This is a genomic window from Phenylobacterium sp. (assembly GCF_030693805.1).
In the GTDB taxonomy this organism is placed as follows: domain Bacteria; phylum Pseudomonadota; class Alphaproteobacteria; order Caulobacterales; family Caulobacteraceae; genus Phenylobacterium.
In genome coordinates this window covers 1-15,996 of sequence record NZ_JAUXZW010000434.1, presented here as the reverse complement: position 1 = coordinate 15,996, position 15,996 = coordinate 1, and the positions used below count along the sequence as shown (strand labels likewise).

Below are 15,996 nucleotides of genomic sequence, written 5' to 3'. Positions count from 1 at the left end.
CGCTGTTGAGCGCCAGCTCCCAGGGGTACTGCGCGCGCGACTACTCGAAGTAGGCGTTCCAGCGCTCGTCCAGCACGGCGACGCGCTCGGCGGCGGCGAGATCAGCGACATGGGCGATCAGCGGATTGAAGCTCGGCCGGCCCTTGGCCGCATAGATCGCGGCGACCGCGTGCGCATCGGCGCCGTCGGCGGCGAGGCCGTAGACCGTCTCGGTGGGCAGCATGACCAGTCGGCCGGCGCGCAACGCCCGCGCCATCGCGGCTATCGCCTGGTCGCCCTCAGGTCCACGCTCACCTTGACGCTGGCCGGAATCTGATCGGTGCTCGTCCACTCGCCCTGGCCCACGCCGAACGCCGTCCGGTCGAGGGTGGTTACACCGCGCACACGGGCCTTGTCGCCGTCGATCTGCAGGCGGAACGGCAGGCTGGCCGGCTTGGTCACGCCGCGCAGCGACAGCGTCCCACGCGCCACGAAGCGGTCCTCGCCGGACTTCTCGAAGCGGGTCGCAGTGAACACCGCCTTGGGATGAGCGCCCGCGTCGAACCAGTCGGAAGAGGGCAGCATCTCGTCGCGCTGCGCGTCGCCCGTAGAGGCGGAGGTGAGGTCGATGGTCACCGTGGCCTTGGATCGGTCCAGCGCGTCGGGGTGGAACAGGATGTCGGCGTCGAACCGCGCGAACCGCCCCTGGATCGCGGTGTCGCCCCAGTTGGTGGCGAAGTCGATCTCCGAGCCCTTGGCCACCGCCCAGCGCACGGGCTCAGCCGGCGTCGCGGGTTCGGCGGCCTCCTCTGCCGGCGTTGCAGCGACTGGCGCGGGCGTCGCCACCGCGGCGGACTCGGGCGTAGTCGGCTCTTCGGCCACATCCGCCGCCGGCTTCGGCGCCGGGGCCGCGACATGCAGCGGCGGTTTCACCAGCATGCCGAAGGCGATCACCGCGACCACGCCGGCGACGATGATCGCGATGCGGGGCTCCAGCCAGCGGCCCGCCTTGGCGCCGGGGGCCATGCGCGACAACACCGGCTCGTCGCGGCTGAAAAGCTGATGCTTCAGCGCGCCGGCCACGTGCAGGGCCAGCAGCACGTAGAAGCCCTTGATGATCACGTCGTGCCCGACCTCGCCGAGCTCGTGCCAGAAGTGGCGTGCGTCGCCCGTCAGGCCGATGAGGCCCGGGATGTGCGGCCAGGGCACGACCCCATAAAGCAGCGTCGGCAGCGAGATCCGGCTGGTCGAGACCATGATCCAACCGGTCAGCGGCATGCCGATCATCACCGCGTAGAAGCCCACGTGGGTGATCGCCGCCAGCACCCGCTCCCAGCGCGGCATGGTCGCGGGCAACGGCGGCGGCGGGTTCGCCAACCGCCAGCCCAGGCGGACCAGACTCAGCAGCAGCACGGTGACGCCCACCGACTTGTGCAGCTGCACGACCGCGAACAGCTCGGGGCTGCGCGGCCCCTCCATGCGCGACGACAACACCACCTGCAGGATGATCGCCGCGGCGATCAGCCAATGCAGCAGGATGGCGATCGGCGCGTAGTGCTCGCTGCGCGTTCGGCTGGCGGCGCTCATGAAGGCGTCTCCGGTCTATTTCCTGGTGAATTCGATCTCGAAGTCGAGTTGGACTTCGTCGCCGGCCGATCCCGCAGCGGGAGTGAAGCCGAACTCCGAGCGTTTGATGGCCCCGCCGCCGGAGAACCCCAGGCGCGTCCCCTGCCCCATCAGCCCCGGACCGACTCCATTGAAGATCACGTCGAGGGTCACCGGCCGGGTCTTGCCCATGAAGGTCAGGTCGCCCGTGACCGAGCCGCGCCCGGCCGGCCCCGCGTCGACGCGGGTGGACACGAAGGTGATCTTCGGAAACCGCGCGGCGTCGAAATAACGCGGGCCGGCTAGCTCGGCGTCGAAGCCCGGCACGCCCGTGTGGATCGACTTCGGGTCGATCTCCAGCGTCATGCTCGTGGCCGCCACATTGGCCGGATCGTAAGTGAAGCCGCCGCTCAGGCCGTCGAAACGCATGGCGAAGTTCGAGAACCCGCCCATGTGCGCCAGCTTCATGGTCAGGCTGGCGTGGCGCGAATCCAGCGCGTAGGCGCCGGGCGGGACCTTGGTCGGGTCGCGGCTGATCGGATCGGCCTGCGCCGCGCCGGCGAGCGAGACGCAGATCGCGGCGACGATGACCATCAGGCGGAACATGCGCGTCTCCAAGCCGGGCTGTAGTTCCCCCACAGGCCAGATCGTTCAAGCGCTCGCCAGCCGAAAGCAGAGGCCGCACTCACGAAGCCGTGAGGTCAACGGCGTGGAGCCGCGCGGCGCGGCGGCTTAGACCATGCCTGCTGCATCAGGAGACCTGCCCATGACCTATCGCGCGCCCGCCCGCGACCTGGCCTTCACGCTGGACATCGTGGGGTGTCCCTCGAGGCTCGGTCAGGCGTTCCCCGATCTCGATGCGGACACCGTGACGGCGGTGCTCGAGGCGGCCGGAGCGCTCGCGGACAACGCGCTCGCACCGCTCAACCGCATCGGCGATCGCGAAGGCGCGCGCTACGAGAACGGCCGGGTCACCGCCGCGCCCGGCTTCGACCAGGCCTATCAGGCCTTCGCCGCGGGAGGATGGAACGGCGTCGCCGCCGATCCGGCGCATGGCGGCCAAGGGCTGCCGAAGGCGCTCGAGCTTGCGGTCTTCGAGATGTTCCACGCCGCGAACATGGCGTTCAGCCTTTGCCCGATGCTGACCCAGGCGGCCATCGAGGCGCTTGCGATGAACGGCACCGACCGCCAGAAGCGTCTGGTGCTGCCGAAGCTGATCTCCGGCGAATGGACCGGGGCGATGAACCTGACCGAGCCGCAGGCCGGCTCCGACCTCGCCGCCGTCTCCACCCGCGCCGACCCCGACGGCGCTGGCGGCTATCGCCTCACCGGCCAGAAGGTCTTCATCACCTGGGGCGACCACGACATGGCGGAGAACATCTGCCACCTGGTGCTGGCCCGCCTGCCCGACGCGCCTCCGGGCGTCAAAGGCATATCGTTGTTCCTCGCCGCCAAGCGCCTGATTGACGACGAGGGCCGCGCCGGCGCGCTGAACGACCTGCGGCCCGGTTCCATCGAACACAAGATGGGCATCAACGCCTCGCCCACCTGCGTCATGCTCTACGAGGGCGCCCAGGCCGAGCTGGTGGGCAACCTCAACGAGGGGCTGGCCCACATGTTCGTCATGATGAACGCCGCGCGCCTGCAGGTCGGCATGCAGGGCGTCGGCATCGCCGAGCGCGCGTTCCAGCAGTCCCTGGTCTTCGCCCAGGAACGTCGCCAGGGCCGCGCGGCGCTGTCCACCGACTATCCCGCGACCCTCTACGACCATCCTGACGTACGTCGCATGCTGATGCTGATGAAGGCCAAGATCGAAGCCGCACGCGGCATCTGCCTGACCGCCGCGGTGCTCTCCGATCTGGCGAGCCATAGCGACGACGAGGGCCAGCGCGCCGCCGCCGCCGCCCGCCGCGACCTGCTGATCCCGATCGCCAAGGCCTGGTCGACCGACGTCGGCGTCGAGGTTTCCTCGCTGGGCGTGCAGATCCACGGCGGCATGGGCTTCATCGAGGAGACCGGCGCCGCCCAGCACTATCGCGACGCCCGCATCGCACCGATCTACGAGGGCACCAACGGCATCCAGGCGCTGGACCTGATCGGGCGCAAGATCGCCATGGAAGGCGGCGAGGTGCTGAAGACGCTCACCGCCGAGATCCTGGCGACAGCGCAGACCCTTTCCCGTTCCCCCGCCCTGCAGCCGCTCGGCGCGGGCCTCATCCAGGGCGTCGCCGCGCTTGACGCTGCAGCGGATTGGCTGCTGGCCAACCGCGGGCTGGCCTCCATGGCCGGCGCGACGCCATTCCTGCAACTGGCCGGCGACGTGGTCGGCGGGTGGGTGCTGGGCCTGCAGGCGCTGGCCGCGGAAGGGCAGGCCGCGCCGTGGCTGCAGGCCAAGGCGCCGCTGGCGCGCTTCTACGCCGCCCATGTGCTGAGCCATGCGCCGGGCCTCGCCCAGGCGGTGATGGCCGGGGCGCAGGACCTGGAGGCTGTGCCCGCCGAGGCGCTGTGACGACGGCGCTGCCGCGCGCCGCGTTCCTGCTGCCGCCGCCGCAGCTCGCTCGCGCGCTGATCGGCTGCGAACTGCTGGTCGACGGCGTCGGCGGCGTGATCGTAGAGACCGAAGCCTACGATCGCGACGATCCCGCCTCGCACGCCTATTCAGGTCCGACGGCGCGCAACGCCGCGATGTTCGGCCCGCCGGGCCATGCCTACGTCTACCGGTCCTACGGCCTGCACTGGTGCCTGAACCTGGTTTGCGGGCCGCAGGTCGGCGGCGCGGTGCTGTTTCGCGCGATCACGCCGCTGCATGGGGTGGAGGCGATGCGTGCGCGGCGCGGCGCACAGCCCGACCGCCTACTCTGTGCAGGTCCCGGCCGGTTGTGCCAGGCGCTGGCGGTGACGAACGAACACGACACACTGCCGATGGACGCGCCGCCGTTCGAATTGCGCGCGCGGGCGAGCGAGCCGCCCATAGCCCAGAGCCCGCGGATCGGCCTGAGCCGCGCCGCCGAGACACCGTGGCGTTTCGGATGGCGCGGCTCAGCCTTTCTCAGTCGTCCAATGGCGCCTTAGAGCTGCGCCAGCAGGTAGTCGGCGGCGGAGACCTTGAATTCGCCGGCCGCCTCGACGTTCAGCTCCTTCACCACGCCGTCGTCGACGATCATCGAATAGCGCTGCGAGCGCGCGCCCATGCCGAACTTCGAGCCGTCCATGCCCAGCCCGACCGCCAGGGTGAAGGCCCCGTTGCCGTCGGCCAGCATGACGATGTCCTCGCCGACGTTCTGGCTCTCGCCCCAGGCCTTCATGACGAAGGCGTCGTTCACCGACAGGCAGGCGATGGTGTCCACGCCCTTGCCCTTGATCTCGGCGGACAGCTCCTTGTAGCCCGGCAGGTGCTTGGCGGAGCAGGTCGGCGTGAAGGCGCCGGGCACCGCGAACAACGCCACCTTCTTGCCCTTGAAGATATCGTCGCTGCTGACCGGCTTGGGACCCTCCGCCGTCGCCTGAGTGAGTTGGACCGTGGGCAGCTTGTCGCCGACTTTGATGGTCATGAGCGTCTCTCCTGTTCCTGCTCTGGCAGATAGCGACACGGAGCCCCGCTTCCAACGCCTTTTCCTGCTTTGACTTGAAAGCGCCGCGTTCCGATCGAAAACATTCGCGCGATGGACAGTGAAACCCTCGAGGGCAAGCTGCTGATCGCCATGCCCGGCATTGGCGATCCGCGCTTCGAACGCGCGCTGGTGTTGGTCTGCAACCACGACCCGCTGTACGCGATGGGTGTGGCGGTGAACCAGCCGGTGGCGGGCGTCACCGTGCCCGATCTCCTGCGCCGCCTGGAGGTGGCGCCGTCTGCGCACGCCGTTCCCGACCCGGTGCTGATCGGCGGCCCTGTCGACCGGGAGCGCGGTTTCGTGCTGCACACCGACGACTATCTGCCAGAACACAGCGCCGCAGTGATGCGCGGGGTGGCGCTCAGCCCCAACCGCGACGCGTTGCAGATCCTGGCCAGCCCCAACGGCTGCCCGCGCCACGCGTTGCTGGTCCTGGGCTACGCCGGCTGGGGGCCGGGCCAGCTCGAGGAGGAGCTGCGCCGCAACGTCTGGCTGACGTGCGAGGCCGACGAGGAGCTGATCTTCAGCAGCGACCACGCCGGCAAATGGGCCCGGGCCCTGGCCAAGCTCGGCGTCGACGCCGGCCTGCTCTCCGCCCACGCCGGCCAGGCGTAGGCGCCTAGCCGCGCGCCTTCACGGGTGCGGCGCCGTCGACGTAGCTCTCGTTGAGATAGACCTCGGCCTCCTGCGGCGACAGCGCCGGCGCATACCCGAAGCCCTGCCCATAGTCGCAACCCAGCGACAGCAGTTGGCGCGCCATGCCGGCGTTCTCTACGCCCTCGGCGACGACCTCCAGCGACAAGTCCTGGCCCAGCTTCACCACCGAGGAGACGATCTTCGCCGACCCCTCGTTGGTGGCCATGGTGCGCACGAAGTAGCGGTCGATCTTCAGCGTGTCGAAAGGCAGCCTCGTCAGGTACGACAGGGACGAGAAGCCGGTGCCGAAATCGTCCAGAGCCAACGCCGCCCCCGCCGCGCGCAGATTGCGGAGGATCACGGCCGCCCCTTCCGGGTCGCGCATCACGTCGCCTTCGGTGACCTCCAGCTTCAGAGCGCCCGGCGGCAGGCCGGTCTCCTTGCGGATCGCCACCACGTCGGACACCAGGTCAGGCCGCTCGATCTCGCCGGTCGACAGGTTGACCGCCACGGTCAGCTCACCGGCCGCCCGGTGGTTACGCCGCCATTCGGCGAGTTGGTGGCCGGCCTGGCGCATCATCAGCGCGCCCAGGTCGCTCATCAGCCCCATCTCTTCCAGCAGCGGCAGGAAGGAGTCGGGCAGCAACAGGCCGCGACGCGGGTGGATCCAGCGCACCAACGCCTCGAAACCCGACAGCGCGCCCGTCGAGAGGCGCACGATCGGCTGATAATAGGGGATCAGTTCGCCACGGCCGAGGGCGCCGCGCAGGTCGCCTTCCAGCGCCAGGCGCGACAGGCCGTCGCTTTCCAGTCCGCGCCCGTAGGCGGCTGCTCCGCCGCGCCCCGCGCCCTTGGCCGATTCCACCGCCAGCTCGGCGCGGCGCAACAGTTCTGCGGCCTCCGGCGCCTCGTCGCCGCCCTGGGCGCTGACGGCGCCGATCGACAGTGTCGGGTGGATGTCGAAGCCGGCGATGCGCAGCGGCTGCTCCAGCGCGTGCCGCAACACCTCTGCGGCGGGCTGGTCCGCGGCCTGGGTCAACACCGCGAATTCATCCTCGCCGACCCGGGCCAGCAGCGCCTCCGGCGGGAAGGCGGCGGCCAGGCGTGAGCCCAGGGCGGCCAACACCAGGTCGGCGCGCTCGTGGCCCAGCGCTTCGTTCAGGCGGCGCAGCCGGTCGAGGTCGGCGACCACCAGTTCGTGGCGGCCAGGCGCGGGCAGCCTTTCGCGCGCGCGGGCGATGAAGCTCTTGCGGTCCAGCAGTCCGGTGAGGCCGTCGAGATCGGAGGCGGCGAACTTCGTCTCCGGCGCCACGACTCCGGCGGCGCGTAGGCCCTCTTCCAGCCAGACGCCGCGCCAGATACAGACGCCGGCGCCGCGCATGCGCAGGCGGATGGCGATCTCGGCGCCCGGCTCTTGGATCTTCAGGACGTCTTCGGCCAGCGCCCGGTCCTGGGGAAGCGCGAGCGCGCGCAACGCCGCGGAAGAGCATTCCGGCGCCAGCGGACCCAGGCCCAGCGCACGCGAGGCGCCCGTGATCCGCAGGCGATCGAGCTCGGGTTCCCAGAACCACAACGCGACCTCAGCGGCGCCCAACGCTTCCAGCGTCGTCGTGGCGTCCCAGATCCAACGATCGATCGCCATACTTGCGATGCCCGGCCCGTAAGCGTCGGATCAGACCGACACACCCTCATCCAGGCCTTCGCGCCGCTTCAGCGGAGACACGAGACCGAACAGCACATGGTCTCGCCAAACGCCGTTAATTTTCAGATAAGCCTGGGCCATTCCCTCTTCCGCGAAGCCGGCCTGGAGCAGCAGCCGGCGCGACGGATCGTTGCTCGGGATGCACGCCGCTTCCAGTCGATGCAGGTTCAGGGTTCCGAATGCGTAGTCCACCAGCGCCCGAACCGCGGCCAGGGTGTAGCCGCGCCGGGTGAACGGCCGCCCGCTCCAGTAACCGACCGATCCCATCTGAGCGACGCCGCGGCGCACGTTGGACAGGGTGATCCCGCCGGTCAGCACGTCGTCCTCGGCGCGGAACACGAAGAACGGGTAGGCCGAACCCGTCTCGCGGTCGCGGGCGTAGGCGGCGAGGCGGCGGCGGTAGGCGGCGCGGGTCAGGTCGTCGGCCGGCCAGATCGGCTCCCACGGCTGCAGGAAGTCGCGCGAGCGGTCGCGCAGGTCACGCCACTCCATGTAGTCGGCGGCGCGCGGCGTGCGCAGGCGGACTATTTCGCCCTCGATCCGCGGGCCGCTCTCCGGTGCGATCCAATCCAGCAAGGCCATGCGACAACCCTCGCGTGAATCGCCCGCGGGTCAAGCCCGGCCTCGCGCAGCGTGCTGAACGCCAAGCTAGTGGAACAGGGATTTTTCGAAGGTCTCCGCGGCGGCCAGCGCCGTCTTCGGGCCCAGCACGGCGGCGACGCTTCGGCGTTCGCTCAGCATCCGCTCGCCGATCCGGCCCAGATCCTGGGCGGTCACCTCGTCGATCTGAACTGCAAGCTCGGCGGCGCTCAACGGCCGGTCGAACACCAGCACCTGGGCCGCGGTCTGTTCTGCGCGGGCCAAGGCGGACTCCCGCGCCATGAACAGCGACGCCTTCAACTGCGCCTTGGCGCGCGCCAGCTCCTGCGGCTCGACGCGGGCGATCAGGCCGGCCACTTCGCCCGCCGCAACCTTGGCGAACTCCACAGCGTCGCGCGCCGCACAGCCGGCGAAGATGCCGAGCAGGCCGACGTCGGCGTAGGTCTCGACGTAGGCGTCGACCGCATAGGCCAGGCCACGTCGCTCGCGCGCTTCCTGGAACAGCCGCGAGGCCATGCCGCCGCCCAGGATTTCGGCGAACAGGCGAAGCGCGAAATAGTCCGGGTCGCGCGCGCCAACCGCCGGCAGCATCAGCACCAGGTTCGCCTGCTCCAACTTCTTCGCCTGGGGCCTCGCGCCGCCAACGAAGCGGGCCGCCTCGGGGGTTTGCGTCGGCGCCGGCGCGGCGTCGGCGAAGGCGCGCTCGGCGAGGTCCAGCAACTGCGCCTCGTCCACCGCGCCGGCGACACTGACGACGAGGCTGTCGGCGCCATACAGGCGCCTGCGCCAGGCCTCGAGAGCGTCTGGCGTGGCGTGGCCGATCGACTCCGGCGTGCCTAGGATCGGCCTACCCAAGGGCTGGCCTTCGAACGCCGCGGTCTGGGCCATCTCGAACACCAGGTCGTCGGGCGTGTCGGCCGCCTCGGCGATCTCCTGGCCGACCACCTGCTTCTCGCGGGCCAGATCCTCCGCATCAAGGGTCGGACGCAACACCAGGTCCGCGCAGACCTGCAGGCCGAGGGTCAACCCGTCGCGCAGCGCGCGCACCTGATAGCTGGTGCGCTCGTAGCCGGTGGCCGCGTTGATCTGTCCGCCCTCGGCTTCGATGGCCTCGACGATGTCGCGAGACGACCGCGGCCCAGCCCCCTTGAACACCATGTGCTCGAGGAGATGCGACCAGCCGTTCTCCGCCGTCCCCTCGCTGCGGGCGCCGCGTCCCGCGACCACCGACAGCGCGATGGTCTCCAGCCCCGGCATCGGGTCGCAGACCACCCGCACGCCGTTGGCGAGCGTGCGGACCGTGGGTGTGGGGGCGTCAGGCGAGGGCAAATTCGCGCACGTAGGCCTTGATCGTGTCGGCGTCGGCCGGCAGGCGATCGAACCGCTCCGGCCGGTCGGCCAGGTTCGCCGAGCCCGGCGGCAGCACCGGCGTCACGCCCGTGGCCGCGCTCACCGCTTCCGGGAACTTGGCCGGATGCGCGGTGGATAGCACGACGAACGGCTCGTTGACCTCGGCGGTCTTGTGCAAGGCCGCGACCGCCACGGCGGTGTGAGGGTCGATCAGTTCGCCGGTCTCGTTCAGCGTCGAGATCATCGTGCGCGTGGTCTCGGCCTCGCTCACCGACACGCCGGTGAACACCTGCTGCATCGAGGCGAACGCCTGCGGCGGCACGTCGAAGCCGCCAGTCTTGACGAAGGCCTGAAAGGCCCGCGCCGTCTCCACGCCGTCGCGACGCACGCACTCGAAATACAGCCGCTCGAAATTCGACGCGCTCTGGATGTCCATGGCCGGCGACTGGGTGAAGTTCACCGCGCCGCGCACATATCGGCCATCCTGGAAGGCGCGCGCCAGGATGTCGTTGGCGTTGGTCGCCGCCACGATGCGGCGGATCGGCAAGCCCATGCGCATGGCGACGTAGCCGGCGAACGCGTCGCCGAAATTGCCCGACGGCACGCAGAACGACACCGGCCGCTGCGGCGCGCCGACCGCCACCGCACTGGTGAAGTAGTAGACGATCTGGGCGGCGATCCGCGCGAAGTTGATCGAATTCACTCCGGACAGGTCGACCGCCTGGCGCAGGCTCTGGTCCTGGAACGCCTGTTTCACGATCGTCTGGCAGTCGTCGAAGGTGCCCTGGACGGCCACGCAGGCGACGTTCTTTTCCGCCGCCGTGGTCATGAACCGGCGCTGCACCTCGGAGATGCGCCCCTCTGGAAACAGCGCCACGACACGCACGTTGGACCGGCCGCGGAAAGCCTCCACCGCCGCGCCGCCGGTGTCGCCCGAGGTAGCGCACAGGATGGTCTGGGTGCGTCGTTGGGCGCCCAGCACGTGGTCGTAGAGCCGGGCCAGCAACTGCATGGCCACGTCTTTGAACGCCAGGCTCGGCCCGTGGAACAGCTCGGCGATGAACGCGCCCGGCGTGATCTGGGTCAGCGGCACCACCGCGGCGTGGGTGAAGGTCCCATAGGCCTCGGCGCACATCTCGGCGATGTCTCCGCCTGAGATCTCGTCGCCGGCGAACAGGCTGATGATCGTCGCGGCCACCTCATGATAGGGCTTGCCGGTGAATGCGGCGATTTCTTCGGCGCTCAGCTGCGGCCAGGTTTCCGGCACATAGAGGCCGCCGTCGGGGGCGAGCCCGGCCAACACCGCATCGACGAAGCCGACGGCCGGGGCCTGACCCCGCGTGGAGACGTAACGCATCAACTCTTCCATCTGCGCCAGAGCATGGCCGCATAGACGGCCAGCAGGGAGCCGGCAAGGCCGAACCAGGTGAGGGCGTACTCCAAGTGCCGGTTCGGGATCTCCGCCGGGATCGGCGCGGGGGTCAGCGCCTTCCATTCCGGGTTGGACGAGGTTTCGGCCATCAGGAACAGAGGCGCGGGGGCCGGCGCGTCCAACGCCTTGGCCATCGCCGCCACGTCGCGCGAGAACCAGCGGTTGGCCGCCACATCGTTGGGCGGGGTGACGAAGGTCGCTTTGTCCGGCAACCGCAGCACGCCGACTATGCGCACGGGCGCAATCGCCGCTCTGTCCACCGGCGGCCGCGCCGAGATGGTGTCGGCGACGAAGCCGCGGTCGACCAGAATGGTCCGGTAGCGCGCGGCGTCGACCTTGCAGGCCGAGATCAGCCGCGAACCGGCCCCACCCTCGCGCAACCCGTAGAGCTCGAGGAACGGCGCCTGGGCGAGCCCCGGGCAATCCACCACCACGCGGCGAAACTGCAGATTCGCACCGTCTGCGGCGCTGTCGAGCGCCGTGCCCAGAAGCGTCGCCGGCGCGCCTTGCAGGGCGGCGATACGGGCCAGCAGATCGGTCTTCCAGGTCAGCCGCTGAAGCTGCCACAAGCCCAGGCCGATCAGGGCCGCAAGCGCGACGATCATGGCGATCGTCGCGCCGATCGGAAAGCGCCCGCGGCGCTCAGTCATCGCGCCGCGCTTGCGACGCGCGGTTCATGAACTGGGCGGCCAGCATCGCGCCCTTGAACGGCCGCAGCAGCCCCATGCAGACGATCACCGTCGGCGGCAGGAAGATCACCAGATGCACCCATACGGGTGGATGCAGCGTGAACTCGGTGAACAGCGCGGCGAAAGCGACGATGAAGCCGCCGATCAGGATCACGAACACCGCCGGGCCGTCACCGGAATCCGCCTTCGCCAGATCGAACCCGCAGGCCTCGCAACGGGGCGAGACCTTCAGGAAACCCTCGAACAGGCGCCCCTCCCCGCAGTTGGGGCAGCGACCCGCCAGCCCCGACAGCAGAGGGTTGGGTGCGGCCATCAGTGGCCGCCAGACGCCCCGAAGATCACGTAGATGAAGGCGAACAGGAACAGCCAGACCACGTCGACGAAGTGCCAGTACCAGGCCGCGGCCTCGAACCCGAAGTGCTTCTGCGGCGTGAAGCCGCCCTTGATCAGCCGCAGCAGGCAGATCGCCAGGAAGATCGTTCCGATCAGTACGTGGAAGCCGTGGAAGCCCGTGGCCATGAAGAACGAGGAGCCATAGAGGCCGCCGTTCGCCGCTTCCTCGTTGAAGAAGTATTTGTGCTCGAGAATGTGATGGTACTCGTACGCCTGGATCGAGGTGAACAGCACGCCCAGGATGACGGTGAGGATCAGGCCGATCTTGGCGCCCTTGCGGTCGCCGGTCTGCAGCGCGTGGTGCGCCCAGGTGACCGTGGTGCCCGATAGCAGCAGGGTCAGGGTGTTGACCAGCGGCAGGTTCCAGGCCGGCACGGTCTCGACGCCGTGCGGCGGCCAGGTGGCCCAGGCCGTGCGGACTTCCTCGATCGAGGACAGCGTCCGCTGACCATGGAACAGGGCCATCTCGAAGAAGATCCAGAACCACGCCACGAAGAACATCACCTCGGAGGCGATGAACAGGATCATGCCGTAGCGCAGGCCCAGCGACACCACGGGGGTGTGATCGCCGCGGTTGGCTTCCTTCACCACCTGAACCCACCAGCCGAACATGGTGTAGAGCACGCCGGCCAGGCCCATGAAGAACACCCAGGAGGTGCCCTTATCGAGGCCGAACAGCCCCTTCATCCAGACCACGCCGCCCAGCGCCATGACCGTGGCCGCGATCGAGCCCACCAGCGGATAGGGGCTGGGATCCACCAGGTGATAGTCGTGCTTGACGCCGTCGTGGGCCATGTCGGTCCTTACCCCTCTTGTAGTCCTTCGCCGCCCGGACCCGGTTCCGGGTCCGAACGTCGGAATTCGCGTGACGCTATAGCCCTGCACGCGCCTTTTCGCCAAGGGCTGAAACCGTGATCGCCTTCGCCCCGGGCGCAGCGTCGACGGCAGGATAGAAGGTGTAGGACAGCGTCACCTGTTCCTTGCCCTTGGTCTCGAAATCGTCGGCGTATTTCGGATCCACGAAATAGACCACCGGGAACTCGATCGTCTGGCCGGGCTGCAGGGTCTGATCGGAGAAGCAGAAGCATTCCAGCTTCTGGAAATAGGCCGCCGCCTGTTCCGGCACGACGTTGTAGACGGCGCGACCGGTGATCGGCGTCTTCGCGTGGTTCGTCACCTTGAAGAACGCCAGACCGGTCTCGCCGATGCGCACGGTCTGGCTGGCCTGCTCTGCGCTGAACGACCACGGCAGTTCGCGGACGTTGGCGTCGAAGCGGATCTCCAGCCTGCGCGCCAGCACCGTATCGGGCGCAGCCTCGGCGCGGCGCACCGTGCCGTCGAAGCCAGTGACCTGACAGAACGCCTTGTAGAGCGGCACGGCGGCGAACGCCGCGCCCAGCATCAGGACGAAACCCGACGCGCAGATGATCGCCACGCGCCGGTTGCGGCGTTCCTCGGGCGAGCGCCCAGGCGCCTCAGATCGGACGGTCGAGGACATTGGCGCCCAACCTCACGATGGTGACGACGAAGATCAGGATCACGAACAGCACCAGGCCCAGGGCCAGCGCCACGTTGCGGCCGCGCCGCGCGCGTCGTTCGATCTCCGGATCGCGATGCGGTTCGCTCACGCCGGGCCTCCGATGCCCGCCAGCAGATGCAGCCTGGGCGCATGCGCCAGGCCTTCGCCCAGCAGGGTGGCGAACAGCAGCGTCAGATAGAGAATCGAGAAGGCGAACAGATTGCGGGCGTCCTTGGCGTTGGCCTTGACGTCGTACAGCCCGTCGTCGTTGCGCACCTCCGGCGTGTCGCCGGCGCGGCTCTTGTAGACGCGCCAGGCCAGCAGCACGAACACCGCCCCGCCGATCGCCGCCACCGCCAGATAGGCCGCGCCGCCCAGGCCGGTGACCGCCGGAACCATACACAGCGGCGCGAACAGCAGGGAGTAGATCAGGATCTGACGCCGCGTCGACGCCGGCCCCGCGACCACCGGCATCATCGGCACGCCGGCCTTGCGGTAGTCCTCGCTGGTGTAGAGCGACAGCGCCCAGAAGTGCGGCGGGGTCCACATGAAGATGATCGCGCACAGCAGCCAGGCGTTGAGCGGGACGTGGCCCGTCGCCGCGGCCCAGCCGATCACCGGCGGCAGCGCGCCGGCCAGCCCGCCGATGACGATGTTCTGCGCCGTCGAGCGCTTCAGCCACATGGTGTAGACCACCGCGTAGAACACGATGGTGAACGCCAGCAGGCCGGCCGCCAGCCAGTTCAGCGCCATCCCCATCAGCGCCACCGAGAACAGCGACAGCACCACGCCCAGGGCCGCTGCGTCGGAGCCCTGCACCCGTCCCGACGGCACGGGACGGCCCCGCGTGCGGCGCATGCGGGCGTCGATGTCGGCGTCGTACCACATGTTCAGCGCGCCCGAGGCCCCGGCCCCGACCGCGATGCACAGCACCGCCACCGCGCCCAGGATCGGGTTCAAGGCGCCGCCCGAGGCGACCAGGCCGGTGAGCGCGGTGAACACCACCAGCGACATCACCCGCGGCTTCAGGAGCTGCAGATAGTCCTGCCATCGCGCCGGTGCGGCGGCGTGGGCGTCCGGGATGGCTGGCGACATGGCCATGACGATACTCTCAAAACGCCGGAAGGGCGCGGGCCGGATGCTCCGGTCCGCGCCCCCTTGGCTCTTTCCTCGACGGCTCCAGGCCGCCGGGGTCAGTGGATATCCTGCTTGATCACCGGCAGTTCGTTGAACTGGTGGAACGGCGGCGGCGAGGGCAGCGTCCATTCCAGCGTCGTAGCGCCTTCGCCCCAGGGATTCGCCTCGCCGGCGCGACGGAAGATCATCGCGTCCAGCAGCATCACCAGGAACACGATCACGCCGACCAGGGTGACCACGTAGCCGATCGACGACACGTGGTTCCAGTAGGTGAAGGCCTCCGGATAGTCGACGTAGCGGCGCGGCATCCCCTGCAGGCCGAGGAAATGCTGCGGGAAGAAGATCAGGTTCACGCCCACGAAGGTAATCCAGAAGTGGGCGGCGCCCATCCATTCGCGGTACTTCACGCCGAAGATCTTCTCGAACCAGTAGTAGAAGCCCGCGAAGATCGCGAACACCGCCCCCAGGCTCAGCACGTAGTGGAAGTGGGCGACCACGTAGTAGGTGTCGTGCAGGCTGTAATCGATGCCGGCGTTGGCCAAGACCACGCCGGTGACGCCGCCGACAGTGAACAGGAAGATGAAGCCGATCGCCCACAGCATGGGCGTCTTGAAGTCGATCGACCCGCCCCACATCGTCGCGATCCAGGAGAACACCTTCACGCCGGTGGGCACCGCGATGACCATCGTCGCGGCCACGAAGTAGGCGCGCAGATTGATGCTCATGCCCACGGTGTACATGTGGTGGGCCCAGACCAGGAAGCCGATGAAGCCGATGGCGACCATCGCGTAGGCCATCGCCAGGTAGCCGAACACCGGCTTGCGCGAGAAGGTCGAGACGATGTGGCTGACGATGCCGAACCCGGGCAGGATCAGGATGTAGACCTCGGGGTGACCGAAGAACCAGAACAGGTGCTGGAACATCACCGGGTCGCCGCCGCCCGCCGCGTCGAAGAAGTGGGTGTGGAAGTTGCGATCGGTGAGCAGCATGGTGATCGCGCCCGCCAGAACCGGCAGCGACAGCAGCAACAGGAACACGGTCACCAGGATCGACCACACGAACAGCGGCATGCGGTGCAGGGTCATGCCCGGCGCGCGCATGTTGAAGATCGTGGTGATGAAGTTGATCGCGCCCAGGATCGAGCTGGCCCCGGCAAGGTGGACGGACAGGATCGCGCAGTCCATCGCCGGGCCGGTATGGCCGCTGGTCGACAGCGGCGGGTAGAGCGTCCAACCGCCGCCGAAGCCCTTCCCCGGGCCGCCGTCGACAAACATCGAGGTCAGCAGCAGCACCCAGGCCGCCACCAGCAGCCAGAACGAGATGTTGTTCATCCGCGGGAAGGC

At 69.0% G+C, this 15,996-nt stretch carries 18 protein-coding genes; 3 read left to right on the top strand and 15 right to left on the bottom strand.

The window, feature by feature from the left end; translation table 11 throughout:
• Window positions 1-40: 40 nt before the first annotated feature.
• From Q8M88_RS17375 to Q8M88_RS17365, 3 genes are read right to left on the bottom strand one after another with little or no spacing between them, the layout of a single operon-like run.
• Window positions 41-256 carry an L-threonylcarbamoyladenylate synthase gene (locus Q8M88_RS17375; protein WP_371132759.1) on the bottom strand — a complete coding sequence of 72 codons (216 nt, stop codon included), beginning with the start codon at window positions 254-256 and terminating at the stop codon, window positions 41-43.
• A 5-nt stretch (window positions 257-261) separates the two neighbouring features.
• Window positions 262-1,566, bottom strand: coding sequence for a YceI family protein (locus Q8M88_RS17370; RefSeq protein WP_305598410.1), 1,305 nt, complete (start codon window positions 1,564-1,566; stop codon window positions 262-264).
• Between the two features lie 15 nt (window positions 1,567-1,581).
• Entirely contained in the window at window positions 1,582-2,190 is a 609-nt protein-coding gene (locus Q8M88_RS17365; protein WP_305598409.1) for a YceI family protein, read from the bottom strand.
• A gap of 160 nt (window positions 2,191-2,350) precedes the next feature.
• Between Q8M88_RS17365 and Q8M88_RS17360 the strand changes: the two genes are divergently transcribed.
• Together Q8M88_RS17360 and Q8M88_RS17355 are read left to right on the top strand one after the other, a co-directional pair.
• Window positions 2,351-4,093, top strand: coding sequence for an acyl-CoA dehydrogenase (locus Q8M88_RS17360; protein WP_305598408.1), 1,743 nt, complete (start codon window positions 2,351-2,353; stop codon window positions 4,091-4,093).
• Window positions 4,090-4,656, top strand: a complete 567-nt coding sequence (locus Q8M88_RS17355) for a DNA-3-methyladenine glycosylase (protein WP_305598407.1) — start codon at window positions 4,090-4,092, stop codon at window positions 4,654-4,656. Before Q8M88_RS17360 ends, Q8M88_RS17355 begins: the two co-directional genes overlap by 4 nt.
• Here the strand turns inward: Q8M88_RS17355 and Q8M88_RS17350 are convergent.
• Window positions 4,653-5,135, bottom strand: a complete 483-nt coding sequence (locus Q8M88_RS17350) for a peroxiredoxin (protein ID WP_305598406.1) — start codon at window positions 5,133-5,135, stop codon at window positions 4,653-4,655. The two genes, Q8M88_RS17355 and Q8M88_RS17350, sit on opposite strands and share 4 nt — an antisense overlap.
• Window positions 5,136-5,246: 111 nt before the next feature.
• On the opposite strand from Q8M88_RS17350, the gene Q8M88_RS17345 reads away from it, so the two are divergent.
• Window positions 5,247-5,810: a YqgE/AlgH family protein gene (locus tag Q8M88_RS17345; RefSeq protein WP_305598405.1), complete on the top strand. Its 564-nt coding sequence runs from the start codon at window positions 5,247-5,249 to the stop codon at window positions 5,808-5,810.
• A 4-nt stretch (window positions 5,811-5,814) separates the two neighbouring features.
• Here the strand turns inward: Q8M88_RS17345 and Q8M88_RS17340 are convergent, their stop codons facing one another.
• From Q8M88_RS17340 to Q8M88_RS17290, 11 genes are all read right to left on the bottom strand, one after another.
• Window positions 5,815-7,473, bottom strand: a complete 1,659-nt coding sequence (locus Q8M88_RS17340) for a bifunctional diguanylate cyclase/phosphodiesterase (protein ID WP_305598404.1) — start codon at window positions 7,471-7,473, stop codon at window positions 5,815-5,817.
• A gap of 30 nt (window positions 7,474-7,503) precedes the next feature.
• Window positions 7,504-8,115, bottom strand: coding sequence for a GNAT family N-acetyltransferase (locus Q8M88_RS17335; protein ID WP_305598403.1), 612 nt, complete (start codon window positions 8,113-8,115; stop codon window positions 7,504-7,506).
• Between the two features lie 66 nt (window positions 8,116-8,181).
• Window positions 8,182-9,390, bottom strand: coding sequence for a pitrilysin family protein (locus Q8M88_RS17330; RefSeq protein WP_305598411.1), 1,209 nt, complete (start codon window positions 9,388-9,390; stop codon window positions 8,182-8,184).
• 58 nt (window positions 9,391-9,448) lie between these two features.
• The gene (gene thrC / locus Q8M88_RS17325; RefSeq protein WP_305598402.1) at window positions 9,449-10,840 is read right to left on the bottom strand and encodes a threonine synthase; all 1,392 of its coding nucleotides are present in this window, start codon (window positions 10,838-10,840) and stop codon (window positions 9,449-9,451) included.
• A complete protein-coding gene (locus Q8M88_RS17320; RefSeq protein WP_305598401.1) occupies window positions 10,840-11,565 on the bottom strand; it encodes an SURF1 family protein in 726 nt (241 codons plus the stop codon). Before Q8M88_RS17320 ends, thrC begins: the two co-directional genes overlap by 1 nt.
• Window positions 11,558-11,917: a DUF983 domain-containing protein gene (locus Q8M88_RS17315; RefSeq protein WP_305598400.1), complete on the bottom strand. Its 360-nt coding sequence runs from the start codon at window positions 11,915-11,917 to the stop codon at window positions 11,558-11,560. Before Q8M88_RS17315 ends, Q8M88_RS17320 begins: the two co-directional genes overlap by 8 nt.
• Window positions 11,917-12,792, bottom strand: coding sequence for a cytochrome c oxidase subunit 3 (locus tag Q8M88_RS17310; RefSeq protein ID WP_305598399.1), 876 nt, complete (start codon window positions 12,790-12,792; stop codon window positions 11,917-11,919). The genes Q8M88_RS17315 and Q8M88_RS17310 overlap by 1 nt, the downstream gene beginning before the upstream one ends.
• A gap of 76 nt (window positions 12,793-12,868) precedes the next feature.
• Window positions 12,869-13,495: a cytochrome c oxidase assembly protein gene (locus Q8M88_RS17305; protein WP_305598398.1), complete on the bottom strand. Its 627-nt coding sequence runs from the start codon at window positions 13,493-13,495 to the stop codon at window positions 12,869-12,871.
• Window positions 13,473-13,625 (bottom strand): hypothetical protein, encoded by a 153-nt coding sequence (locus Q8M88_RS17300; protein ID WP_305598397.1) that lies wholly within the window; start codon window positions 13,623-13,625, stop codon window positions 13,473-13,475. The genes Q8M88_RS17305 and Q8M88_RS17300 overlap by 23 nt, the downstream gene beginning before the upstream one ends.
• Window positions 13,622-14,617 (bottom strand): heme o synthase, encoded by a 996-nt coding sequence (gene cyoE / locus Q8M88_RS17295; RefSeq protein ID WP_305598396.1) that lies wholly within the window; start codon window positions 14,615-14,617, stop codon window positions 13,622-13,624. The genes Q8M88_RS17300 and cyoE overlap by 4 nt, the downstream gene beginning before the upstream one ends.
• 92 nt (window positions 14,618-14,709) lie before the next feature.
• Window positions 14,710-15,996: cytochrome c oxidase subunit 1 (locus tag Q8M88_RS17290; RefSeq protein WP_305598395.1), on the bottom strand; the 1,287-nt coding region annotated here is incomplete at its 5' end.